The sequence below is a fragment of the Pseudomonas sp. GW456-12-1-14-TSB6 genome (genome assembly GCF_059424205.1).
In genome coordinates, this window is sequence record NZ_JBWKZE010000035.1 from 31853 (window position 1) to 55530 (window position 23678).

Sequence of the window (23678 nt, forward strand, 5' to 3'; positions counted from 1 at the left end):
AGAGTCAGGCCTTCTGGCTGTGCAGGTTTTTCATCGCGCGGTTCCATTCACCGGCGAGGATATCCGGCAGCACGCCGAGGGCAAAGTCGATGCTGGCATCGAGTTTTTCCTGTTCGGCGCGTGGCGCACGACCCAGGACGAAATTTGAAACCATACTGGCGACGCCCGGGTGGCCGATGCCAAGCCGCAGGCGGTGGAACGTATTCTGATTGCCCAATTGCGCAATGATGTCGCGCAACCCGTTGTGACCGCCATGGCCGCCGCCGACTTTGAGTTTGGCGACGCCCGGAGGCAGATCGAGTTCGTCATGTGCCACCAGGATTTCTTCGGGCTTGATGCGGAAGAAACCGGCGAGTGCCGCCACGGCCTGGCCGCTGCGGTTCATGTAGGTGGTGGGAATCAGCAGACGAACATCCTGACCCTGATGCGAAAAACGCCCGGTCAGGCCGAAATACTTGCGATCGGCCACGAGATTCACGTTCTGTGCGTGGGCGATGCGCTCAACAAAAAGGGCCCCTGCGTTATGCCGGGTCTGTTCGTATTCAGCGCCTGGATTTCCCAGGCCAACGATCAGTTTGATGGCAGTCACGATAGGGGCCCTTCCTTTGAGTGGTGGATAACATCGCCGCGATCAGGGAAGGCGGCGAAAGTGGACGAAAAATGCTCATTTACCATGGATGTAAACTCCGCGTTCCCGCCCGCTTTCTCGCTACGTTCCAGTCCGCGATGTTACCTGCTCACTCAGGCATGACAGAGTGAATTACTCTGCTGCGCCTTCTTCGGTAGCTTCTGGAGCAACACGTGGAGCGTGGACGTTGGCAACAGCCTTGTCATCGCCGTGTGCCAGAGCAACGAACTCAACGCCTTTAGGAGCCTTGATGTCCGACAGGTGAACGATGGTGCCGATTTCAGCGTTAGCCAGGTCGACTTCGATGAACTCAGGCAGATCTTTTGGCAGGCAGGAAACTTCGATCTCGGCAACAACGTGCGAGATTTCGCCGCCTTTCTTCACTGGAGCAGCTTCGTTGATGAAGTGCACAGGAACGATAGCGGTCAGTTTCTGGCCAGCTACAACGCGTACGAAGTCAGCGTGCATCACGTGGCCTTTGGCCGGGTGACGCTGCAGAGCCTTGATGATCACGTTCTGCTTGGTGCCACCAACGTTCAGTTCGATAACGTGGCTGTAGGCAGCTTCGTTTTCGAGCAGTTTGGCAACTTCTTTGGCCAGCATGCTGATGGATTCAGGGGCTTTGTCGCCACCGTAAACAACAGCTGGAACCAGGGCAGCGAGACGACGCAGGCGGCGGCTCGCACCTTTCCCCAGGTCGGAACGCAGTTCAGCATTCAAAGTAAAATCGTTCATTTTGTATCTCCAAAATAGCCATGACCGAGTGGCGTTTGCGACCAGCGCCGAACACGGTATGGGCAAAAAAGCCCCGCCCCGGCAGGAATGCGGGGGCGGGGCGCTTTTCGTCAACGAGACATTTCGAGAAGGGCAGGGCCCTTAACGGAACATCGCGCTGATCGATTCTTCATTGCTGATGCGGCGAACCGCTTCGGCAACAACCGGTGCGATATCCAGTTGACGGATACGTGCACAGGCTTGTGCTGCAGCGGACAGCGGGATGGTGTTAGTGACCACCAGCTCGTCCAGCACGGAATTTTCGATATTCTCGATGGCCCGACCCGACAGCACAGGGTGTGTGCAGTAGGCAAAGACCTTGGCTGCGCCATGCTCTTTCAGGGCCTTGGCCGCATGGCACAGAGTGCCGGCGGTATCGACCATGTCATCGACCAGGATGCAGGTACGCCCTTCGACATCACCGATGATATGCATCACTTCAGAGTGATTGGCTTTCTCACGGCGTTTGTCGATGATCCCGAGATCCACGCCCAGGGATTTGGCAACGGCACGTGCACGCACGACGCCACCAATGTCCGGGGACACGATCATCAGGTTCTCGAAGCGCTGATCTTCGATGTCATCCACCAGAACCGGGGAGCCGTAGATGTTATCTACCGGAATATCGAAGAAGCCCTGAATCTGGTCAGCATGCAGATCAACCGTGAGAACACGGTCGATGCCGACTACGGTAAGCATGTCAGCAACGACTTTCGCGCTGATAGCCACACGTGCGGAACGCGGACGGCGATCCTGACGGGCATAACCAAAATAAGGAATAACAGCAGTGATACGAGTAGCCGAGGAGCGGCGGAAGGCATCAGCCATCACTACCAGTTCCATCAGGTTATCGTTGGTCGGAGCGCAAGTCGGCTGAATAATGAAGACGTCTTTACCGCGAACGTTTTCATTGATCTCGGCTGTAATTTCGCCGTCGGAGAATTTACCGACAGAGATGTCACCGAGAGGGATATGCAGCTGACGTACGACACGCCGAGCCAGATCGGGGTTAGCGTTCCCCGTAAAGACCATCATCTTGGACACGCGCAGTACCTGAAGGCTGAGGGTATACCTGGATGAGTATAGGAAAATGGCAGGGGCGGCTGGATTCGAACCAACGCATGGCAGGATCAAAACCTGCTGCCTTACCGCTTGGCGACGCCCCTGTATCTGTTGCTTGCAAGTGCCGGGCACTTGATTCCTTTAGAGCAGACTTTGCAGCTTGCGATGCAACATCGAAACGTTGCTTCCTTTTGCTACAAACCCTGTAAGGGTCTCTGTCAGAAGGGCCGAGACTTTATCAGCTTCAGCTTTGCTTGGGAAGCCCCCAAACACACAACTTCCAGTTCCGGTGAGTTTTGCTTCGGTAAAATTACCTAACAAATTCAATGCGTTACGTACTTCTGGATAACGCCTCGAGACCACCGGCAAGCAGTCATTTCGACTGTTTCCCTCGGGAACGGGGCGCACTTTAATGGGCGGCGTGTTACGTGTCAACAAAGGATCTGAAAAAATTTCTGCCGTACTAACAGAGACTTGCGGAACGAGCACGACGTACCACGGTTCGGCGGGCTCGACCGGGGTCAGTTTCTCGCCGACACCTTCGGCGAAAGCTGCGTGGCCACGCACGAACACCGGCACGTCCGCGCCCAGTGTCAGGCCCAGTGCAGCCAGTCGATCTTCATCCCAACCCAGTTGCCACAAATGATTGAGGCCGAGCAGGGTGGTGGCCGCATTCGAGCTGCCGCCACCAATGCCGCCGCCCATGGGCAGGATCTTGTCGATCCAGATATCCATGCCGAGCGAGCATCCGGATTGTTCCTGCAGTTTCTTCGCCGCGCGCACGATCAGGTTGCTGTCGTGGGGCACGCCATCGAATTCGGTGTGCAGGCGAATCACGCCGTCGTCACGCACGGCGAAGGTGATTTCGTCGCCGTAGTCGAGGAACTGAAAAAGCGTCTGCAACTCGTGATAACCGTCTTCACGGCGACCGAGAATGTGCAGCATCAGATTGAGTTTGGCCGGCGAAGGCAAAGTGAGGCGTGGAGCGGTCATGCGTTATTGCCCCAATTTGCGCGGTTGCCAGGTCTTGATGACCAGCGTCACGTCCAGATCGGTGCCGTGCAGCTTGATTCGCTCGGGCAGCCAGTAACCGTTCTGTTCGGCATAGCTGAGGTATTCGACCTGCCAGCCATCCTGATCCAGATTGGCCAGACGGCTGTTGCCATCCAGGGTCAGACGGCTTTTGCTGTCCGGTGCCGGGAGGCCGCGAACCCACCACGCCAGATGCGAGACCGGCAGTTTCCAGCCCAGTTGCTCTTCGACCAGCGCTTCCGGAGTCGGCGCTTCATAACGGCCCTGATTCGCCACTTCCAGCGACACCGCGCCCGGACGGCCGGTCAGTCGCGCCGCGCCACGACCCAGCGGGCCGGACAGGCGGATGTCGTAGTAATCCTGACGTTGCAGCCAGAACAACGTGCCGCTGCCCGAATCTTTCGGGGCGCGGATGCCGATCTTGCCGTCGATCTGCCAGCCGTCGAGGCCGGTCAGTTGTTGTTTGTGCTCGCGCCATTGGCCCGGATTGCCGTGGCCTTCGACCGATTCACGGGCGCCGAAGCCCGCGCAACCGGCGAGCAGGGCGATGAAGCTGAAAACTATGACGTGGCGCAAAAACATGAGTTAAAGAGTCTCGGATCCGGTCAGGCGCTTGATGGTGCTGCGCAGGATGGTGCTGTCAGGCTGGTCTTTGAGGAACTTGCCCCAGATTTGTTTTGCTTCGCGCTGTTTGCCCTTGGCCCACAGCACTTCGCCCAGATGCGCGGCGACTTCATGATCGGGGAAACGCTCAAGGGCCTGACGCAGGTATTTCTCGGCGTCTTCCAGATTGCCCATGCGAAAGTTCACCCAGCCGAGGCTGTCGAGCACTGCCGGATCTTCCGGGTTGATCTGGTGCGCCTGCTCGATCAGCGCCTTGGCTTCGGCGTAGCGGGTAGTGCGGTCGGACAGCGTGTAGCCGAGGGCGTTGAGGGCCATGGCGTTGTCCGGATCGCGCTTGATGATCAGACGCAGGTCTTTTTCCATCTGCGCCAGGTCATTGCGTTTTTCCGCCTGCATCGCGCGGGTGTAAAGCAGATTCAGATCGTCCGGGTACTGCTGCAAGGCTTGTTGCAGGACTTTCCAGGCCTTGTCGCCCTGATTATTGGCGGACAGGGTTTCGGCTTCGATCAGGTACAACTGGATCGCGTAATCCGGCTGCTCGTCACGCTCGGCGGCCAGTTTGCTCTGGGCTTCGGCGGTCTTGCCGTTGTTCATCAGAATATCGGCCTGACGCAGTTGCGCCGGCAGATAGTCGTTGCCCGGGCCGACCTGGGCATACTCGATGAGCGCGCCTTGCGGGTCGTTGCGCTCTTCGGCGATGCGGCCCAGGTTCAGGTGCGCCGAATCGACATGGCTTTCCCGGGCGATCAGGTCTTCCAGATAGCCCTTGGCCTCGTCCCAGGCCTTGGCTTCCAGGCAGACCAGCGCCAGGGAATAACGCAGTTCGTCGTCTTCCGGGTATTGCTGAACCAGGGTGGAGAACTCGACCTTGGCGTCGTCCATCCGGTCCTGTTCCACCAGCATCCGCGCGTAGGTCAGGCGCAGGCGCTTGTCGTCCGGATACTTCTTGATGCTCTTTTGCAGCAGCGGCAGCGCTTCGTCGCCGCGATTCAGCCCTTGCAGCAGGCGCGCGCGCAGCAGGATCGGGGCGATCTCGCCGTCTTCCGGCGGATGGTCTTCGAGCAGGGCAAGCGCACCTTTGGTGTCGCCATCCTGCTGCATCAGCAGGGCCTTGCCGAAAATCAGCTGATTGTTGTTCGGGTGACGCTGCAACAGGCGGTCGAAGCTTTTCATCAGGCCGTTGCGGGTTTCCTGATCGGTGTCGGCAGCCGACAGCGCGAGGAAGTCGAAATGGGTGTCGCCCTTGCCCTGCAGGACTTTCTCCATATAGACCATCGAGTCGTCATAGCGCCCGGCGCGCGCCAGTTGCACGGCGGCGGCGCGTTGCGCTTCGAGGTCGTCCGGGGCGTTTTTCGCCCAGATCAGCGCGGTATCGAGGGCCGGCTGGTCGGCGCCCAGGTACTCGGCGATGCGGAACGCACGCTCGGAAACACCCGGATCCTGGGTGTTGATGGCCTGGGTCACGTAGTTGTCCAGGGCAATATCGAAACGATTGCGCTGGCCAGCGAGCTCGGCGCTCAGCAGGCTGAACACCGTCTCCTGGCTGAACGAGCTGTAAACCTTGGGCTTTTCAGGGGCCGGCGTGGTGTCTTCGACCGGTGAGGCACCGTCCTGCGGAACGGGGGCCAAGGCCTGGCAGCCGCTGAGGAAGACAAAAGCGAGGAGCAACGCGGAAGATCTATTCATATAGGAAGAGGACGACTAACCTGCGGTCGGATCATCATGACACAAGCCTTCGGCCAAACATAACCGAGTCTCGATTGTGGCCATTATAGGGGCCGGCAATTGGGACAATAGTCAGCGGTAGTTGTTCTGAATCTGACGAAGTAGGACAATTGCCGGCTTCACGTCACCATCAGCGACCTTGAATGGCCTTCCTTGCACTCGGTATCAACCACAAGACTGCTTCAGTAGACGTCCGCGAGCGCGTGGCCTTTACCCCTGAGCAGCTGGTGGAGGCCTTGCAGCAGCTCTGCCGACTCACCGACAGCCGCGAAGCTGCGATCCTCTCCACCTGCAATCGCAGTGAACTGTATATAGAACAGGATCACGTGTCGGCGGACATCGTGTTGCGCTGGCTGGCCGAATACCATCAATTGAGCCTCGAAGAGCTGCGGGCGAGTGCTTATGTGCATGAAGACGATGCGGCCGTTCGTCACATGATGCGCGTCGCCTCCGGGCTCGACTCGCTGGTGCTGGGCGAACCGCAGATTCTCGGCCAGATGAAATCGGCCTACGCCGTGGCCCGCGAGGCCGGCACCATCGGGCCGCTGCTCGGGCGACTGTTCCAGGCGACCTTCAATGCCGCCAAGCAGGTGCGCACCGACACTGCCATCGGTGAAAACCCGGTATCCGTGGCGTTTGCCGCCGTCAGCCTGGCCAAGCAGATTTTCAGCGACCTGCAGCGCAGCCAGGCCCTGCTGATCGGTGCCGGCGAGACCATCACCCTGGTCGCCCGCCATCTGCATGAACTGGGGGTCAAGCGCATCGTGGTCGCCAACCGGACCCTGGAGCGCGCCAGCCTGCTGGCCGAGCAGTTCGGTGCCCACGCAGTGTTGCTCTCGGACATTCCTGCCGAACTGGTACGCAGCGACATCGTCATCAGTTCTACCGCCAGTCAGTTGCCGATCCTCGGCAAGGGCGCGGTGGAAAGCGCGCTGAAGCTGCGCAAGCACAAGCCGATCTTCATGGTCGACATCGCCGTTCCCCGTGACATCGAGCCGGAAGTCGGCGAACTCGACGACGTTTACCTCTATAGCGTCGACGATCTGCACGAAGTGGTCGCCGAAAACCTGAAGAGCCGTCAGGGGGCAGCGCAGGCGGCCGAAGAGATGGTTTCGGTCGGCGCCGACGATTTCATGGTGCGCCTGCGCGAGCTGGCGGCGGTCGACGTGCTCAAGGCTTATCGTCAACAGAGCGAACGCCTGCGCGACGAAGAACTGCAAAAGGCCCTGCGCCTGCTGGCCAATGGCGGCAACGCCGAAGATGTGCTCGGGCAACTGGCCCGCGGCCTGACCAACAAACTCCTGCACGCCCCGAGCGTGCAGTTGAAAAAGCTTTCTGCCGAAGGCCGCCTCGATGCGCTGGCCATGGCTCAGGAACTCTTTGCCCTCGAGGGCTCACCGGATAGCTTTTCGGATAAAAAACCGCAATGAAAGCGTCACTGCTCAATAAGCTGGACATTCTCCAGGACCGTTTCGAGGAACTGACCGCGCTGCTCGGCGACGGCGAAGTGATTTCCGATCAAGCAAAATTCCGCGCCTATTCCAAGGAATACGCCGAACTTGAGCCGGTGGTACAAGGCTATAAAAAGCTGCTCGGCGTACAAAGCGATCTTGAAGGCGCGCAGGCGCTGCTCAAGGACAGCGACCCGGACATGCGTGAAATGGCCGTGGAAGAAGTCCGCGAAGCCAAGGAGTTGCTGATCACGCTGGAATCCGACCTGCAACGCATGCTGCTGCCCAAGGATCCCAACGACGGGCGCAACGTGTTCCTCGAAATCCGCGCCGGCACCGGTGGCGACGAGGCGGCGATCTTCTCCGGCGACCTGTTCCGCATGTACTCGCGTTACGCCGAACGCCGTGGCTGGCGGGTGGAGATCCTTTCGGAAAACGAAGGCGAACACGGTGGCTATAAAGAAGTCATCGCCCGCATCGAAGGCGACAACGTTTACGGCAAGCTGAAATTCGAATCCGGCGCGCACCGCGTACAACGTGTACCCGCCACCGAATCCCAAGGCCGTATCCACACCTCGGCCTGCACCGTGGCGGTATTGCCCGAGCCGGACGAGCGTGAAGCCATCGAGATCAACCCGGCGGATTTGCGCGTCGACACTTACCGCTCCTCCGGGGCCGGTGGTCAGCACGTCAACACCACCGATTCGGCGATCCGCATCACCCACATACCGACCGGTACCGTTGTCGAGTGCCAGGAAGAACGCTCCCAGCACAAGAACCGCGCCCGGGCGATGGCCTGGCTGACGGCCAAGCTCAACGACCAGCAGACTGCTGCGGCGGCCAACGCCATCGCCAGCGAACGTAAATTGCTGGTGGGTTCCGGTGACCGCTCCGAGCGCATCCGCACCTACAATTTTGCCCAGGGCCGGGTCACCGATCATCGCGTCAACCTGACCCTGTATTCCCTCGATGAAATCCTCGCCGGTGGCGTCGAAGCGGTGATCGAGCCGTTGCTGGCCGAATACCAGGCCGACCAGCTCGCAGCGATAGGTGAGTAAATGACCATCATCGCCAGCCTGTTGCGCGCCGCCGAACTGCCGGATTCGCCTACAGCGCGTCTGGACGCCGAATTGCTTCTGGCCGCCGCGCTGGGCAAGTCGCGCAGTTTTCTCCACACCTGGCCCGAGCGCATCGTGCCCAGCGAAGCCGCACTGGTCTTCGCCGAGTACCTGCAACGCCGTCGCAGCGGCGAGCCGGTCGCCTACATTCTGGGCCAGCAGGGTTTCTGGAAGCTCGATCTGGAAGTCGCACCGCACACGCTGATCCCGCGCCCGGACACCGAACTGCTGGTGGAAGCTGCGCTGGAGCTGCTGCCGGCGACCCCGGCCAAAGTGCTTGACCTCGGCACCGGCAGCGGGGCGATTGCCCTGGCCCTGGCCAGCGAACGCCCGGCGTGGAAAGTCACCGCCGTGGATCGTGTGCTGGAAGCCGTGGCCCTGGCCGAACGCAATCGCCAGCGCCTGCACCTGAACAATGCGACGGTGCTGAGCAGTCACTGGTTCAGCGCCCTTGAAGGCAAGCGTTTCGAGTTGATCATCAGCAACCCGCCGTACATCCGCGCGGCCGATCCGCATCTGGTGGAAGGCGATGTGCGCTTCGAGCCGGAAAGCGCCTTGGTGGCCGGCATCGACGGGCTCGACGATCTGCGGCTGATCATCGCCCAGGCGCCGGCGCATCTCGAGGCCGGTGGCTGGCTGATGCTCGAACACGGCTATGATCAAGCCGACGCCGTGCGCGATCTGCTGCTGACGCAAGGTTTCGAAGAAGTCCACAGCCGCACCGATCTGGGCGGCCATCAACGGATCAGCCTGGGGCGCCTGCCGTGCTGAATGATCAGGAATTGTTGCGCTACAGTCGGCAGATCCTGCTGCAACACATCGACATCGATGGCCAGTTGAAGCTCAAGGACAGCCGGGTATTGATCGTCGGCCTCGGCGGTCTCGGCGCGCCGGTGGCGTTGTACCTGGCGGCGGCGGGTGTCGGTGAGTTGCATCTGGCGGATTTCGACACGGTCGACCTGACCAACCTGCAACGCCAGATCATCCACGACACCGACAGCGTCGGCATGACCAAGGTCGACTCGGCGCTCAAGCGCCTGAGCGCGATCAATCCCGAAATCAAACTGGTGCCTCATCGTCAGGCGCTGGACGAGGATTCCCTCGCTGCAGCCGTGGCGGCGGTGGATCTGGTGCTCGACTGCTCGGACAATTTCTCCACCCGCGAAGCGGTCAACGCCGCGTGCGTGACGGCGCGCAAGCCCTTGGTCAGCGGCGCGGCGATCCGCCTCGAGGGGCAACTCTCGGTGTTCGACCCGCGTCGCGCCGAAAGCCCGTGCTACCACTGCCTGTACGGTCACGGCAGCGAAGCCGAACTCACTTGCAGCGAAGCCGGCGTGGTCGGGCCGCTGGTCGGTCTGGTCGGCAGCCTGCAAGCGCTGGAAGCCTTGAAGTTGCTGGCGGGTTTTGGCGAACCACTGGTGGGCCGTCTGCTTTTGATCGATGCGCTGGGGTCGCGCTTCCGTGAGCTACGGGTCAAGCGCGACCCCGGCTGCAGCGTCTGTGGTTCGCAGCATGCGTGAAGCGCCGATCGCCGTATTCGACTCCGGCGTAGGTGGCGTGTCGGTACTGGCGGAAATCCAGCATCTGCTACCGAATGAATCGCTGCTGTACCTCGGCGACTGCGGCCACATCCCTTATGGCGAGAAAACCCCGGAATTCATCCGCCAGCGTTGTAGCGTGATGGCCGGTTTTTTCCGCGAGCAGGGCGCCAAGGCGCTGGTGATCGCGTGCAACACCGCCACCGTGGCCGGCGTCGCCGATCTGCGCCGGGATTTTCCTGACTGGCCGATTGTCGGCATGGAGCCAGCGGTCAAACCGGCCGCTGCCGCCACCCGCAGCGGCGTGGTCGGCGTACTTGCCACCACCGGCACCTTGCAGAGCGCCAAGTTCGCCGCGTTGCTCGACCGCTTCGCCACGGATGTGCGGGTTATCACTCAGCCGTGTCCCGGACTGGTCGAGCGCATTGAAAGCGGCGACCTGCACAGCCCCGAGTTGCGTGCATTGCTCAAGCACTACGTTGACCCGCTACTGGCCAACGGTTGCGACACGATCATTCTGGGCTGCACCCATTACCCGTTTCTCAAGCCGATGCTCAAGTCGATGATCCCCGAGAGCATCAGCCTGATCGATACCGGCGCGGCGGTAGCGCGGCAACTGCAGCGGCTGCTGGCCGAGCGTGATCTGCTCGCCGTAGGTCCGAACCGACCGGTCAGATTCTGGACCAGTGCCGATCCCGCGTCTTTACGCAACACCTTGGTCCTGCTGGGGCAAGTCGCCGGCGAAGTCGAGAAATTCAACTTGTAAAAAAAATGTGAAATAACTAAAAATTCAGCTGAACTTCTGACCAAGCGCAGATTTCTATAGCGCAGAGTGACCTAGAAAACCAAACGATCGTTCCGGAAAAGGAAGTTTCAAAGTGAAGCGACTATTCTGCTTGGCCGCGATTGCGGCTGCACTGATGGGGCAAAGTTTTACCGCACAGGCTGCTGGCGTCGAGTTTGCAGTGGGTGCTACCAGCGATTCGACCATGACTTATCGCCTGGGCATGAATTTCGACTGGGACAAGAGCTGGCTGCAAAGTGACGTCGGTCGTCTGACCGGTTACTGGAGCGGGGCCTACACTTATTGGGAAGGCGACAAGACGTCGAGCAACAACAGCTTGTCGTTCTCGCCGGTATTTGTTTACGAGTTTGCCGGTCAGTCGGTCAAACCGTATGTCGAGGCGGGGATCGGTGTGGCGCTGTTCTCCAACACCGAATACGAAGACAACAAGCTCGGCGGTTCCTTCCAGTTCGAAGACCGTATCGGTTTCGGCCTGCGCTTCAATGGCGGGCATGAAGTCGGGATCCGTGCGACGCACTATTCCAACGCCGGTCTGAGCAGCGACAACGACGGTGTGGAAAGCTACGCATTGCATTACACGATGCCGCTGTAAGCACCCGGAAAGTCAGTTCAAGAAAAAAGGAGCGCCAGGCGCTCCTTTTTTTTGTGCTCAGCGGTACGCCGTAGCAATCCCCTGGCGTTCGTCGATGCATTCCGGTGCGCCCATTTCAAACTCGCGACAGATCAGCGGGCGCTTCTCGTAAATCGTGCACATCATCGTGTCGCGATCCAGCGCCGCGCACCAGCCGTCGTCCAGACGCAGCATCACCTCACCACCCCAATCGTCGGTATCGATAAAACGCTCGGGTACGCCGGTGTCGGTGATCAGCATCACTTCAAGCTGACAGCAGCAGGCCGCACAGGTCGAGCAGGTGACCTCGGGCTCGGCAATTTGTCGATGGGGAATGGTTTTCATGGCGCCAGTGTACGGCAGTGACCGATGACCGTGTGAAAGGCCTGACAGGCGTTTAGCGCGCCAGCCGTCGGGACAATTGGTGCAGCAGCGGAAACAGCAACGCCCACAGCAGCGCGATGCCGATCAGGGTCGGTAACTCACCGAAAGGAAATTGCACACCGGCCAGTCGTCCGCCGGCGCCATAGGACAGCGCGCCACCTGCCGCACCGAGCAGACTGGCCAGCCACCACGGCGTCGCGCTCCATTGCAGACAATGACGCAAAGTCGTGGCAAACAACGCCCAGAGCAACATCAGCCATAGCGGAATCAGCGGCGACAGGTCCTTGAACTCGAATACCCCAAGGCCTCGCAGTACGCTGTCTACAGCCGTGCCGATGATCACCACACCGAGGATCAATCGACCTTCCTGCGCCCAGTTGCTGATCCAGCGCAGATGGATCACCAGCACCGCCAGCGCCAGCAGCAACCAAAGGCTGTCGCCACCGAGCACGCAGGCCAGCCAGCCGATCTGGAACAGCACCGCGTTGGCCAACCGTTCAAGCATCGAACCGGCCCAGCAAAGGCGCGGTCATCGCCGCCGGTTTGGCCAGCACCAGTTGTGCGGTGCCGATGGTGCGCTCGAGGAATCCGCCCTCGCAGTAACACAGGTAGAACTCCCACAACCTGAGGAAGTAATCGTCATAGCCCAGTTCGCTCAGACGGCCGTGAGCATGGCGAAAGTTCTCGTGCCACAGACGCAGGGTGCGGGCGTAATGCAGGCCGAAATCTTCCATGTGCAACAGGTTCATGTCGGTGTCGCGGCCGACGATTTCGAGCATTTTCTGTACGCAGGGCAGGGCACCGCCGGGGAAAATGTAGCGCTGGATGAAGTCCACGCCACGGCGCGCCTGTTCGTAACGCTGTTCGCGGATGGTGATCGCTTGTAGCAGCATCAGGCCGTTGCTCTTGAGCAGCTGCGCGCATTGCTTGAAATAGGTCGGCAGGAAGCGGTGGCCGACCGCCTCGATCATTTCGATCGACACCAGTTTGTCGTACTGGCCGGTGAGGTCGCGGTAATCCTTGAGCAACAGCGTCACCTGATTCTGCAAACCGAGGCGTTCGATGCGGGCGGCGGTGAAGGCGAACTGCTCCTTCGACAGCGTCGTGGTGGTGACTTTGCAGCCGTAGTGCTGCGCCGCGTAAAGCGCCATGCTGCCCCAGCCGGTGCCGATTTCCAGCAGATGGTCGCCGGGCTTGAGCGCGAGCTTCTGACAGATCCGCTCGAGTTTGTTCAGTTGCGCCTGCTCCAGGCTGTCGTCGGGGCTGAGAAACTGCGCGGCGGAATACATCATGGTCGGGTCGAGGAACTGCTCGAACAGGTCATTGCCGAGGTCGTAATGCGCGGCGATGTTTTTCTGCGAGCCCTTGCGCGTATTGCGGTTGAGCCAGTGCAGCCCGCGCACCAGCGGGCGACCGAGCCGGGCCAGGCCACCTTCCATGGCGTCGAGCACTTCAAGGTTGCTGACGAACACACGCACTACGGCCGTCAGATCCGGCGAGCGCCAGTAGCCATGAATAAAAGCCTCACCGGCACCGATCGAACCATTGCCGGCGACCAGCCCCCAGACGGCCGGATCCAGGACCTGAATTTCCCCCACCAGCGTGCTGCCCGGCGTACCAAAGACGTGGCGTTCGCCGTCCTCGATGACGATCAGTTGACCCTGCTTGAGCTGCTCCAGCTGGCGCAGTACTCCCCGGCGCAGCAGCGAACCGCTCAGGCCGTGAGGGCTGAGCAGGCTGGCTTTGGCCGAGACGCTAGTGGATTTCATGGTGGCGTTCCTCGGTCGGTACGGTGGCGGTTCGAAAATGGTCGTCGGCGCGCTGGTGGTCATACACCGGGGTGCGCTTGAGCAACAGGCGCAGCGCCTGCCAATAAATCGCCAGCGCGGTCTTGGCGGTCATCCAGGGAAAGCGCCACAGGTGCCGGTGCAAGTGGCGCCGGTCAAGGGTTTCGCGTCGCAGATCGAGGGTGGCGTCGAACAGTTTTTGCTCGCCTTGCCAGTCGGCCATGTGCACACCCAGGACCTGCGCGGCAGGGCTGAAGCTCATGCGGTATTCCAGGTCCGGCGGCAGGAACGGCGACACATGAAACGCCTTGGCCACGGCAAAATGCTGGTGGAAGTCCTGCAGATGGGTCGGCGCTCGAGCCGGCAGCACGTAGTGATAACGCTCGCGCCACGGCGTGTTGCGCACTTCGCAGAGAATCGCCGCCAGTTGGCCGTCGGCCTCGTGGCAATAGAAAAAACTCACCGGGTTGAACGACAGACCCCAGCTGCGCGGCTGGGTCAGCAGGCAGATCGAACCTTGCGGTGCATGGCCCACGGCTTCGCCGACCAACTGGCGCACCGCATCGCTCAGGCGTATACCCCGGCCGGTGAAGGTTTTCAGGTAGTCGGTTTCGCGGAATGAAAACGGCGCAAAGCGGCTGGTGCCTGCCAGGCGGGACAGGCCCAGCACGGTCTCCTGTTCAGCCAGATCGAGATACAGCATGCCGATCCGGTAACGGAATTCATGACGGCGCGGAGCAAATCGCCGATGGGCGATCCAGCCACTGTAGAGCGCGCTGTTCACAGGCTTTCTCCGAAGGACGCGGCCACGCGCAAAGCGCTGACCACGCCGTCCTCATGAAAACCGTTGGCCCAATAGGCGCCGCAGTAATGCGTGTGTTGCGCGCCGTCGATTTCAGCCCAGCGCTGCTGTGCCGTCACCGCCGCGAGGCTGAATTGCGGGTGGGCGTAGGTGAAGCGCGCCAGCACTTTGGACGGCGTGATGCCAGCGCTCTGGTTGAGGCTGACGCAGAACGTGGTGCCGCTCTGCAGGCCTTGCAGAATGTTCATGTCATAAGTCACGGCCGCCCGGGTATGACCCGCTCCGCCGAGGCGATAATTCCAGCTGGCCCAGGCCCGTTTGCGCGTGGGCAGCAAGCGGGTGTCGGTGTGCAGCACCACTTCGTTGTCGGCGTAGGGCAGGGCGCCGAGGATTTCCCGTTCGACCTTGTCGGGGTTGCCCAGCAGTCGCAGGGCCTGGTCGCTGTGGCAGGCCAGCACTACTTTGTCGAAACGTTCGATACCGGCCGGGCTGTGGATAACCACACCGTGCGCATCGCGATCGATCCGGCCCACCGGGCAGTTCAGGCGGATGCGTTCCTTGAACGATGCGGTCAGCGGCGCGATGTAGGCACTGGAGCCACCCTCGATGACCTGCCATTGCGGACGGTTACTGACCGACAACAGCCCATGGTTCTCGAAAAAACGCACGAAGAACTGCAACGGAAAATTGAGCATTTCAGCCATCGGCATCGACCAGATCGCCGCGCCCATCGGCACGATGTAATGCAGGATAAAGCGCTCGCCGTAACCGCCGGCCTTGAGGTAATCGTCGAGGGTGGTGTCGGTGGCGATCCGCTGTTCGGCAAGATCGCGCCGGGCTTCTTTATTGAATCTCAGAATGTCGCGCAACATGCCCCAGAATCCGGGGGACAGCAGATTGCTGCGTTGGGCGAACAAGCTGTTCAGGTTGTTGCCGTTGTATTCCAGGCCAGTGTCCGGATCGTTGACCGAAAAGCTCATCTCGGTGGGTTTGAACGTCACACCCAGTTTGCCAAGCAAACGAATGAAGTTCGGATACGTCCAGTCGTTGAACACGATAAATCCGGTGTCCACCGCGTACTCGCGCCCGTCCACGGTGACCGGCACCGTGTGGGTATGGCCGCCGATCCGGGCGTCGGCTTCGAACACGGTGATTTCGTGTCGGCGTGCGAGCAGGTACGCGCAGGTCAAACCGGCGATGCCGCTGCCGACGATGGCGATTTTCATGTCGCATCCCTTAGCGGCGGGCTGCTGCGCACCATGCGTTTGCCAATCGCCAGTTGTACGCGTGCAGGCATTTTCGACAGGGGCCACAGGACCGCCATGAACAACGCCGGAAAGGCGATTTCCAGTGGCCGGTCTTTCAGCTTGGCGAAGATATGCCGCGCGGCTTTATCCACAGGCCAGCTGAGCGGCATCGGGAAGTCATTCTTGGCGGTCAGCGGCGTGTCGACGAAACCGGGACTGATCACCGTGACTTCAATGCCTTCGTCCGCCAGATCTATGCGCAGGGATTCGAACAGATAACGCAGCCCGGCCTTCGACGCGCCATAGGCTTCTGCCCGTGGCAGCGGCACATAGGTCACCGAGCTGGCCATCCCCACCAGATGCGGTGCCGTACCTTTGCGCAGCAAGGGCAGGGCGGCTTCGATGCAATAGCTGCTGGCGAGCAGGTTGGTACGCACCACGTGCTCGATGATCGAGGCGTCGAACTGGTGAGCGTCGACGTATTCGCAGGTCCCTGCATTGAGGATGACGGTATCCAGCGAGCCCCAGTCCGCGGCTATCTGTTCGCCAATTTCGCGTACGGTCTGGCTGTTGGTCAGATCGCCGGGCACCACCAGAACCTGTCCCGGATACCGTTGTGACAGAACCTTGAGCGGCGCGACCTGGCGGGAACTGACCGCCAGCTGTGCACCGCTTTTGAGAATGTCTTCCGCGAGTGCTGCGCCGATGCCACTGCTGGCACCGGTCAGCCAATAACGCCGTGGAGCTGTACGACTCATCCCAATCTCCTTTTCAGCCAGGCAATCACCCGACCCAATACGGGTAAATGTTCATAAAGCAGCGCTCCGGCATCGAAATAATCCCGGTGGCGGTAAACCTTGTCGCGCCAGAGCAGATGCGAGCAGCCGGCGACGCGGATCAGTTGCCCACCGCTCAGACGCGGGTGGCGGTAGCTCATGACCCAACGCAAATAGCCTTCGCCTTCGCCGATCTGGTCGAAGCCGTGGAAATCGAAGCGCAGTTCGTTGACGTTGGCGTACAACTCGCTGAAGTAACCGCGCAATTGCGTCAGTCCCTGCACTTCATGCAGTGGATCGGTGAAGTGAATGTCCTCGCTGTACAGTTCGTCCAGGGTGCGCAAATTGTCTTTGTTCAACTGTGCGAACCGCTGGGCGAAACTGCGTAGAAATTCACTCATCACTCGCTCCTTGAGATGCGCGCGACGGCAGGTTCTTGAACGCTGCCAGCGCCCGCTCCCGTGATGCACTCAGATTAACGATCGGCGCCGGATAGTCGGCGACGCCGAACAACCCGCCAGCACTGGCCGGGTTGTGCACTTCTTTCTTGTTCAGCCCGGCCAGCTCCGGCAACCAGTGCTTGATGAACAGACCTTCGCTATCGAATTTTTCCGACTGGCTGAGCGGGTTGAAGATGCGGAAATACGGCGCCGAATCGGTGCCCGTCGAGGAACTCCACTGCCAGCCGCCATTGTTGGCAGCCAGGTCGCCGTCGATCAGGTGGCGCATAAAAAAACGTTCGCCTTCACGCCAGTCGATCAGCAGGTTCTTGGTCAGAAACATCGCCACCACCATCCGCAGGCGGTTGTGCATCCAGCCGGTTTCCAGCAGTTGGCGCATGGCGGCGTCGATGATCGGCAAGCCGGTGCGCGCCTCTTGCCAGGCGGCCAGATCCTCCGGGGCGTCGCGCCAGGCCAGGGCTTCGGTTTCCGGACGGAATGCGCGATGGCGTGAAACCCGCGGATAACCGACGAGAATATGTTTGTAGAACTCGCGCCACAGCAGTTCGTTGATCCAGGTGACGGCGCCGACCTTGCCGCTTTCGAATTCACCCTGATTGCTTTGCAGGGCGGCGTGCAGGCATTGGCGCGGCGAGATCACGCCTGCAGCCAGATAGGCCGAAAGCTGGCTGGTGCCGGGTTTGGCCGGGAAGTCGCGTTCGCTCTTGTAGTAATCGATCTGTGCATCGGCGAACGTGTCGAGGCGACGCCGGGCTTCGGATTCACCGGCGGGCCACAGGGCGCGCAGGGATTCGCCGGGTGTCGGGAAACTTTTGATGGCTGCCGGGACCGGGTCGCTGGTGATATTCAGCGCCGATTGCTTGCCCGGCGGCTGTTTCAGCGACGGCATCGAGCGGTGCAGGCGTTCGTAGCAAACCTTGCGGAACTGGCTGAACACCTGAAAGTAAGTGCCGGTTTTGGTCAGCACGCTGCCGGGCTTGAACAGCAATTGGTCGAGATAGCTGTGGAAGGTTATGCCTGCCGCTTGCAACGCTTTGGCAACTGCCTCGTCGCGACGGCTTTCGTTGATGCCGTATTCTTCGTTGACGTGCACCGCCTCGATCTTCAGTTGCCGACACAGTTCGAGCAGCACGGCGGGTGCCTGATCCCAGTGAGGCGCGGTGCGGATCAGGAGCGGGATGTTCAGGTCGCCAAGGGTTTTGCTCAACTCACGCAGATTGCGCAGCCAGAAATCGATCTTGCACGGAGCATCATCATGTTCCTGCCATTGCTGCGGGCTCAACAGGTACACGGCGACGGTCGGGCCACGCTCGGCGGCGGCCGCGAGGGCGGTGTTGTCATGTTGGCGCAAGTCGCTGCGCAGCCAGATCAATTGCATGTCGGTCTCTGTCGAAATCATTAAATCAACCCACGCTCAATGAGTGCCCGATGTGCCGAAAGGGGGTCTTCGGCCAGGAACAGATCAGCGAGTTCGGAAGTCTTTGTGGACAGCTCGGCGTGGTGGATACACACCGTTGGTCCGACAATCAGTTTTGGGCAGCTGACACCGTTGAACAGTTTCGGTAGCTGCGCCAGGTTCAGGGCTTTGCTGGAATACAGCAGTACGCCACGGGCTTGCAGGGTATCGGTTGCCAACGCCAGTTCGCCGGCCGGCAGCGGCCAATCGAATACCTGCACCGGGCAATCGGCGCTGCTGATCAGCCAGGCGCAGAGCCACAGATGCGGCTCCAGTGGCAGGTCCGACTGGTTGATCAGCAGCAGCGGCGCGGTGCGCAACTGACGATTGTTATGGTAGATGCGTGCGCCGAATTTGCTGCGCAACCAGGCATAAAAGAACACCCGCTCCATCTGCGCGCCGAACTGGCCCTGCCAGCGCTGTTCGAGATCGCTCAGCAGCGGCAGCAGCAATTGCTCGCACAGAGTGCGTGGCGGATACAGCGCCATCGCCTGGTTGATGCCGTCGTCGAGGCTGCGCTCGTTCAGGTGGGTGACCGCCAGCAGGGCGGCCTGGCGCAGTGGATGCCATTCGTCCTGCGCCGGTTCGTTGAACGTCTGCGCGGTGTCGAGCAGCGGTTTGACCTGGCTGACCGCTACGCCACGGTTGAGCCAGGTAAGGATGTTCTGGATACGTTGCACATGCTCGGCGTTGTACAAGCGATGACCCTTGGGCGTGCGCTGCGGAACGATCAGCCCATAGCGCCGTTCCCAGGCGCGCAGGGTGACGGCGTTCACGCCGGTCTGACGGGCGACTTCGCGGATCGGCAGCCAGCCCTCGTCGAGGGCTTTCTTGAAGTCGGCGCCGAGGTCTTCACGGGCGCTGGTGTCTAGTGAGTCATTCATCAAATGGCGTTTCGCAGGCTGAGGTTTTCCGGATGCGGTTGCAGGTACACCTGCTGCGCAATGTAGGGATCCGGGTGGAGGCGAAAGTGATGCTTGAGCAGGGTCAGCGGCACCACCAGCGGAACGATGCCGTGCCGGTACTGGCCGATGATGTGCTGCACTTCCTGTTTGTCTTCAGGGCTGATCGCCTGTTTCAGGTAGCCACTGATGTGCTGCAGGACGTTGCTGTGGGTACGGCGGGTGGCGCATTTTTTCAGTGCCGCCATCAGTTCGCTGAAATAGCGCGGGCCCAGCTCGGCCGGGTCGGTCTGGCCCATGTTGCCCAGCAGATTGCCCAGCGCCTTGTATTGCACCGGGTTGTGGGCCATCAGCAGGTATTTGTAGCGCGAGTGAAATTCGGTCAGTGCACGGCGGCTCAAGCCCTGCTCGAGCACCTGCTGCCATTCGCGGTAGGCGAGCACGCGGGTGATGAAATTCTCCCGCAGCACCGGATCGTTGAGACGCCCGGCTTCTTCCACCGGCAGATCCGGATGCTGTGCACAGAACGCCTCGGCGTAAATGCCACGCCCACCACCATTCACCGGTGCGCCGTTGGCGTGGTAGACCTTGACTCGCTCAAGTCCGCAGGACGGCGATTGCTGCATGAAGATGTAGCCGCAGATGTCATTGAGCTCCCCGGCCATTTTCTCGCCGTAGGCGGCCAATGGCTGGGTGACGTTGATCGACGGATTGACGGTGCCGACTGCATCAGGCTTTTGCGGATCGCCCACCAGACGAATCGGCTCGCGGGGAATCCCCAGACCAATCGCTACTTCAGGACAGACGGGAACGAATTCGAAATGCTCGGCCAGGGTGCGGCTGCACAGCCGCGATTCCTTGTGCCCGCCGTTGTAGCGCACTTCGGCGCCCATCAGGCAGGCGCTGATGGCGATTTTCGGTAGGGACGTCGATGAGTCGGACATGCAGCAACCTCGAATCTGAACCTGTACAGGCAATCTGATCTGTACAACATGCCTTCAGCATAGATTCATGGGTGTACAAGTCAAATTGTTTGTATAAGTTTTTTTGAGGTTTTTAGCGCCAGCCCATTTTCCAGCGTGAATCATCCTGCAGGGCATGCCAGTCGCATTGCTCGGTACGCCGGGTCAGCACCGCCTGCAGTTCGATTTCCAGCACCGTGCCGTCCTCGTCGCGGAACAGTTCGGTCACCAGAAAATGCTTTTCACGGTTTTGCGGGTGAGCTGCTGTCCATTTCGACAGCAGCAATTTGCGCGGATTGATGCGATTCACTGCAGGTGTTCGTGCAAGCGTCTTGCCGCCTCCTGACCGCTGAGCCATGCCCCTTCGACCCGACCCGACAGGCACCAGTCGCCACAGGCATACAGGCCCAGGTCGGCGTCGGCCAGGGTGCCCCATTCATGACTGCTGGCCGGCCGGGCATAGAGCCAGCGGTGGGCGAGGCTGAAGGTCGGGGCCGGCATGGCGCTGTGCAACAACTCGGCGAAGGCACCGTGCAATTGTTCGATCACCGCTTCCTTGGGCAGATCGATGTGCTGCCGGCTCCAGGCACTGGTGGCGTGCAGGACCCAGGTGTCGCACGTGGTGTCGCGTCCCGGTTTGCTGCGGTTGCGAGCCAGCCAGTCGAGGGCGCTGTCCTGGACGAAGCAGCCTTCGATTGGCGTATCCAGCGGTGTATCGAAGGCGAGGGCGACGGCCCAGGTCGGGTCCATTTTCACGCCGGCGGCGGCACCGGCGAGTTTCGGTGCGGAGGCCAGCAGGGCAGTAGCCTGAGGCGCCGGTGTGGCGACCACCACGTGGCTGAACGGCCCGTGGGTGAAACCTTCGGCATCTTGCAGGTGCCAGTGTTCTTCGCCGCGATAGACCTCGGTGATCCGGCAGGCGAAATGCACTTCCAGGCCATCGAGCAGGCCCCGGGTGATGGCGCTCATGCGCGGCGTGCCGACCCAGCGGGTCTGTTCGTCCGGCGACAGGTTCAACTGCCCGCCATGAAAGGTGTAGAGCTGCGGTGCCCATTCGGCGACCCAGCCTTTGCTTTGCCAGCGCTGGACTTCGGTCACGAAGCGCCGATCACGGGCGGTGAAGTATTGCGCACCCATGTCCAGCGAACCGGCATCGCTGCGCTTGCTCGACATGCGCCCGCCGCTGCCGCGACTTTTATCGAACAACTGAACGGTATGCCCGGCATCTGTCAGCGCCTGGGCGGCGGAGAGTCCGGCAATGCCGGTGCCAATGATTGCGATAGGTACAGTCATAGGGGCCTCGTTTACCTTTCTGTACAGACTACGCCGTGGATGAAACCTGTACAATTATGTTTTTTGGTATAACTTCCAGCGTTCTTGTTCTGACAGCTTGGCCTATGGTTAAACAATAGAGCCTGCCCGATAGAAAAGATCCCTGTTTATAAAAATAGACTAGTGATCGGGGTAAAACGCCACGCGAGGAAGAAGTCATGCACATATTGCTGACCGGCGGTACTGGATTGATCGGACGTCAGCTTTGCCGGCACTGGTCCGCACAGGGGCATCGCCTGACGGTCTGGAGTCGTCGTCCGGAAAAAGTCGCGAAAATCTGTGGCGCCCAGGTGCGTGGCATTGCGCGTCTGGAGGACCTTGGCGACGAACCGGTCGACGTGATCGTCAACCTGGCCGGCGCGCCGATTGCCGACCGGCCGTGGACCCATCGGCGCAAGGCGTTGTTGTGGAGCAGTCGGATTACGCTGACCGAAGCGTTGCTGGCGTGGCTGGAACATCGCGGGCAGAAACCGTCGCTGCTGATCTCGGGCTCGGCCGTGGGTTGGTACGGTGACGGCGGCGAGCGCGAGTTGACCGAGGACTCCCCACCGGTGATTGACGATTTCGCCAGCCAGTTATGCATCGCCTGGGAGGAAACCGCGCAACGCGCCGAAGCGATGGACATTCGCGTGGTGCTGGTGCGCACCGGGCTGGTGCTGTCGGCCGAGGGCGGCTTTTTGTCGCGCCTGCTGCTGCCGTTCAAGCTCGGGCTGGGCGGGCCTTTGGGCAACGGTCGGCAGTGGATGCCGTGGATTCATATCGATGACCAAATCGCCCTGATTGATTTTCTTCTGCACCGCGATCAGGCGAGCGGTCCTTATAATGCGTGCGCGCCGAAACCTGTGCGCAATCGCGAATTCGCCAAGACCCTGGGCAGCGTGTTGCACCGCCCGGCGTTCATGCCGATGCCGGCCCTCGCCTTGAAGGTCGGGCTCGGCGAGATGTCATTGCTGTTGCTGGGTGGCCAACGGGCCACGCCCAAACGCTTGCTGGAAGCGGGATTCACTTTCCGGTTCACGGATTTACGCGCGGCCCTGGACGATCTTTCCAGCCGCCTCTGAAATAGGACGTTGCATGACCGATCACGCCTTGCTTCTGGTCAACCTGGGTTCGCCGGCCTCCACTTCGGTGGCCGACGTGCGCCGCTATCTCAATCAATTCCTGATGGATCCTTACGTGATCGACCTGCCGTGGCCGGTGCGGCGTCTGCTGGTGTCGCTGATTCTGATCAAGCGCCCGGAGCAGTCGGCCCACGCCTACGCCTCGATCTGGTGGGACGAAGGGTCGCCGCTGGTGGTACTCAGTCGTCGCCTGCAACAGCAGATGAAGGCGCAGTGGACTCACGGTCCGGTTGAGCTGGCCATGCGTTACGGCGAGCCGTCGATTGAGACAAGCCTGTTGAAGCTGGTCGCGGCGGGGCACAGACGCATCACCCTAGCGCCGCTTTATCCACAGTTCGCCGACAGCACCACCACCACGGTGATCGAAGAAGCCAAGCGGGTGGTGCGCGAGAAAAAACTCGATGTGCAACTGTCGGTGTTGCAGCCGTTCTACGATCAACCGGAATACCTCGACGCCCTGGTGGCCAGCGCCAAACCGCACTTGCAGCAGGATTACGATCACCTGTTGCTGAGCTTCCATGGTTTGCCTGAGCGGCACCTGACCAAGCTCGACCCGACCGGCAATCATTGCTTCAAGAATGAAGATTGCTGCAAAAACGCCTCGGCTGCCGTATTGGCCACCTGTTATCGCGCCCAATGTCTGCGCACAGCGGCGTTGTTCGCTGAGCGTATGGGGCTGCCGGACGGCAAGTGGTCGGTGTCGTTTCAGTCGCGGCTGGGCCGGGCGAAATGGATCGAGCCCTACACCGAAGCGCGGCTGGATGAGCTGGCCAAAAGCGGCGTGAAGAAGATTCTGGTGATGTGCCCGGCGTTTGTTGCCGATTGCATCGAGACCCTGGAAGAGATCGGCGATCGCGGCAAGGAACAGTTCTGCGAAGCGGGGGGAGAGGAGCTGGTGCTGGTGCCGTGCCTGAATGATGACCCGCAATGGGCGAAGGCGTTGGCAACACTTTGTGAACGGGCGCCATTGGCCCTTTAATGATCGTCGATGATTGATCGTTCCCACGCTCCGCGTGGGAATGCCTCTGGGGACGCTCCGCGTCCAGTGACGCAGAGCGTCACGGGCTGCATTCCCACGCGG

At 60.8% G+C, this 23678-nt stretch carries 26 protein-coding genes and 1 tRNA gene; 8 read left to right on the top strand and 19 right to left on the bottom strand.

Annotated features, from left to right (window positions below; all coding sequences use genetic code 11):
- Window positions 1–4 precede the first annotated feature (4 nt).
- From pth to AC07Y2_RS25035, 7 genes are all read right to left on the bottom strand, one after another.
- A complete protein-coding gene (gene pth / locus AC07Y2_RS25005; protein WP_007951726.1) occupies window positions 5–589 on the bottom strand; it encodes an aminoacyl-tRNA hydrolase in 585 nt (194 codons plus the stop codon).
- A gap of 171 nt (window positions 590–760) precedes the next feature.
- Entirely contained in the window at window positions 761–1363 is a 603-nt protein-coding gene (locus tag AC07Y2_RS25010) for a 50S ribosomal protein L25/general stress protein Ctc (RefSeq protein ID WP_011335926.1), read from the bottom strand.
- Between the two features lie 141 nt (window positions 1364–1504).
- Window positions 1505–2446 (bottom strand): ribose-phosphate pyrophosphokinase, encoded by a 942-nt coding sequence (locus AC07Y2_RS25015; protein WP_003171603.1) that lies wholly within the window; start codon window positions 2444–2446, stop codon window positions 1505–1507.
- A 47-nt stretch (window positions 2447–2493) separates the two neighbouring features.
- A tRNA-Gln gene (locus tag AC07Y2_RS25020) sits at window positions 2494–2568 on the bottom strand.
- A gap of 37 nt (window positions 2569–2605) precedes the next feature.
- Complete coding sequence (ispE, locus tag AC07Y2_RS25025; protein ID WP_039766349.1) at window positions 2606–3457, bottom strand: 4-(cytidine 5'-diphospho)-2-C-methyl-D-erythritol kinase; 852 nt, start codon at window positions 3455–3457, stop codon at window positions 2606–2608.
- Window positions 3458–3460: 3 nt separating this feature from the next.
- A complete protein-coding gene (gene lolB / locus AC07Y2_RS25030; RefSeq protein WP_039766346.1) occupies window positions 3461–4078 on the bottom strand; it encodes a lipoprotein insertase outer membrane protein LolB in 618 nt (205 codons plus the stop codon).
- A 3-nt stretch (window positions 4079–4081) separates the two neighbouring features.
- The gene (locus tag AC07Y2_RS25035) at window positions 4082–5806 is read right to left on the bottom strand and encodes a tetratricopeptide repeat protein (RefSeq protein WP_039766343.1); all 1725 of its coding nucleotides are present in this window, start codon (window positions 5804–5806) and stop codon (window positions 4082–4084) included.
- Window positions 5807–5988: 182 nt separating this feature from the next.
- Between AC07Y2_RS25035 and hemA the strand changes: the two genes are divergently transcribed.
- The 6 genes from hemA to AC07Y2_RS25065 all read left to right on the top strand — a co-directional run bounded on the left by hemA (window position 5989) and on the right by AC07Y2_RS25065 (window position 11349).
- The gene (gene hemA, locus AC07Y2_RS25040) at window positions 5989–7275 is read left to right on the top strand and encodes a glutamyl-tRNA reductase (protein ID WP_039766341.1); all 1287 of its coding nucleotides are present in this window, start codon (window positions 5989–5991) and stop codon (window positions 7273–7275) included.
- A complete protein-coding gene (gene prfA, locus AC07Y2_RS25045) occupies window positions 7272–8354 on the top strand; it encodes a peptide chain release factor 1 (RefSeq protein ID WP_103387141.1) in 1083 nt (360 codons plus the stop codon). The genes hemA and prfA overlap by 4 nt, the downstream gene beginning before the upstream one ends.
- Complete coding sequence (gene prmC / locus AC07Y2_RS25050; RefSeq protein ID WP_074690977.1) at window positions 8355–9185, top strand: peptide chain release factor N(5)-glutamine methyltransferase; 831 nt, start codon at window positions 8355–8357, stop codon at window positions 9183–9185. It begins immediately after the preceding gene.
- Window positions 9179–9934: a molybdopterin-synthase adenylyltransferase MoeB gene (locus AC07Y2_RS25055; protein ID WP_039766333.1), complete on the top strand. Its 756-nt coding sequence runs from the start codon at window positions 9179–9181 to the stop codon at window positions 9932–9934. The genes prmC and AC07Y2_RS25055 overlap by 7 nt, the downstream gene beginning before the upstream one ends.
- On the top strand, window positions 9927–10718 hold the full coding sequence (gene murI / locus AC07Y2_RS25060) for a glutamate racemase (protein WP_039766330.1): 792 nt from the start codon (window positions 9927–9929) through the stop codon (window positions 10716–10718). Before AC07Y2_RS25055 ends, murI begins: the two co-directional genes overlap by 8 nt.
- 112 nt (window positions 10719–10830) lie before the next feature.
- Window positions 10831–11349: an acyloxyacyl hydrolase gene (locus AC07Y2_RS25065; RefSeq protein ID WP_039766327.1), complete on the top strand. Its 519-nt coding sequence runs from the start codon at window positions 10831–10833 to the stop codon at window positions 11347–11349.
- Window positions 11350–11406: 57 nt separating this feature from the next.
- Here the strand turns inward: AC07Y2_RS25065 and AC07Y2_RS25070 are convergent, their stop codons facing one another.
- The 12 genes from AC07Y2_RS25070 to AC07Y2_RS25125 all read right to left on the bottom strand — a co-directional run bounded on the left by AC07Y2_RS25070 (window position 11407) and on the right by AC07Y2_RS25125 (window position 21437).
- Complete coding sequence (locus tag AC07Y2_RS25070; protein WP_007951707.1) at window positions 11407–11712, bottom strand: YkgJ family cysteine cluster protein; 306 nt, start codon at window positions 11710–11712, stop codon at window positions 11407–11409.
- A 52-nt stretch (window positions 11713–11764) separates the two neighbouring features.
- The gene (locus tag AC07Y2_RS25075; RefSeq protein WP_039766325.1) at window positions 11765–12256 is read right to left on the bottom strand and encodes a DUF2878 domain-containing protein; all 492 of its coding nucleotides are present in this window, start codon (window positions 12254–12256) and stop codon (window positions 11765–11767) included.
- Entirely contained in the window at window positions 12249–13520 is a 1272-nt protein-coding gene (locus AC07Y2_RS25080; RefSeq protein WP_103387142.1) for an SAM-dependent methyltransferase, read from the bottom strand. Before AC07Y2_RS25080 ends, AC07Y2_RS25075 begins: the two co-directional genes overlap by 8 nt.
- Window positions 13507–14322 carry a DUF1365 domain-containing protein gene (locus AC07Y2_RS25085; RefSeq protein ID WP_103387143.1) on the bottom strand — a complete coding sequence of 272 codons (816 nt, stop codon included), beginning with the start codon at window positions 14320–14322 and terminating at the stop codon, window positions 13507–13509. Before AC07Y2_RS25085 ends, AC07Y2_RS25080 begins: the two co-directional genes overlap by 14 nt.
- Window positions 14319–15566 (bottom strand): NAD(P)/FAD-dependent oxidoreductase, encoded by a 1248-nt coding sequence (locus tag AC07Y2_RS25090; RefSeq protein ID WP_103387144.1) that lies wholly within the window; start codon window positions 15564–15566, stop codon window positions 14319–14321. Before AC07Y2_RS25090 ends, AC07Y2_RS25085 begins: the two co-directional genes overlap by 4 nt.
- Window positions 15563–16345 carry an SDR family NAD(P)-dependent oxidoreductase gene (locus AC07Y2_RS25095; protein WP_039766318.1) on the bottom strand — a complete coding sequence of 261 codons (783 nt, stop codon included), beginning with the start codon at window positions 16343–16345 and terminating at the stop codon, window positions 15563–15565. The genes AC07Y2_RS25090 and AC07Y2_RS25095 overlap by 4 nt, the downstream gene beginning before the upstream one ends.
- Window positions 16342–16764 (bottom strand): nuclear transport factor 2 family protein, encoded by a 423-nt coding sequence (locus AC07Y2_RS25100; protein WP_039766317.1) that lies wholly within the window; start codon window positions 16762–16764, stop codon window positions 16342–16344. The genes AC07Y2_RS25095 and AC07Y2_RS25100 overlap by 4 nt, the downstream gene beginning before the upstream one ends.
- Entirely contained in the window at window positions 16757–18202 is a 1446-nt protein-coding gene (gene phrB, locus AC07Y2_RS25105; RefSeq protein WP_178082884.1) for a deoxyribodipyrimidine photo-lyase, read from the bottom strand. Before phrB ends, AC07Y2_RS25100 begins: the two co-directional genes overlap by 8 nt.
- Window positions 18203–18222: 20 nt before the next feature.
- The gene (locus AC07Y2_RS25110) at window positions 18223–19164 is read right to left on the bottom strand and encodes a MerR family transcriptional regulator (protein WP_074690983.1); all 942 of its coding nucleotides are present in this window, start codon (window positions 19162–19164) and stop codon (window positions 18223–18225) included.
- Complete coding sequence (locus AC07Y2_RS25115; RefSeq protein WP_074690984.1) at window positions 19164–20126, bottom strand: YbgA family protein; 963 nt, start codon at window positions 20124–20126, stop codon at window positions 19164–19166. The genes AC07Y2_RS25110 and AC07Y2_RS25115 overlap by 1 nt, the downstream gene beginning before the upstream one ends.
- 112 nt (window positions 20127–20238) lie before the next feature.
- Complete coding sequence (locus tag AC07Y2_RS25120; RefSeq protein ID WP_039766311.1) at window positions 20239–20454, bottom strand: TIGR02450 family Trp-rich protein; 216 nt, start codon at window positions 20452–20454, stop codon at window positions 20239–20241.
- A complete protein-coding gene (locus AC07Y2_RS25125; protein ID WP_039766309.1) occupies window positions 20451–21437 on the bottom strand; it encodes an NAD(P)/FAD-dependent oxidoreductase in 987 nt (328 codons plus the stop codon). The genes AC07Y2_RS25120 and AC07Y2_RS25125 overlap by 4 nt, the downstream gene beginning before the upstream one ends.
- 197 nt (window positions 21438–21634) lie before the next feature.
- On the opposite strand from AC07Y2_RS25125, the gene AC07Y2_RS25130 reads away from it, so the two are divergent.
- The gene (locus tag AC07Y2_RS25130; RefSeq protein WP_039766308.1) at window positions 21635–22537 is read left to right on the top strand and encodes a TIGR01777 family oxidoreductase; all 903 of its coding nucleotides are present in this window, start codon (window positions 21635–21637) and stop codon (window positions 22535–22537) included.
- 13 nt (window positions 22538–22550) lie between these two features.
- A complete protein-coding gene (gene hemH, locus AC07Y2_RS25135) occupies window positions 22551–23576 on the top strand; it encodes a ferrochelatase (protein WP_039766307.1) in 1026 nt (341 codons plus the stop codon).
- Window positions 23577–23678: the final 102 nt, after the last annotated feature.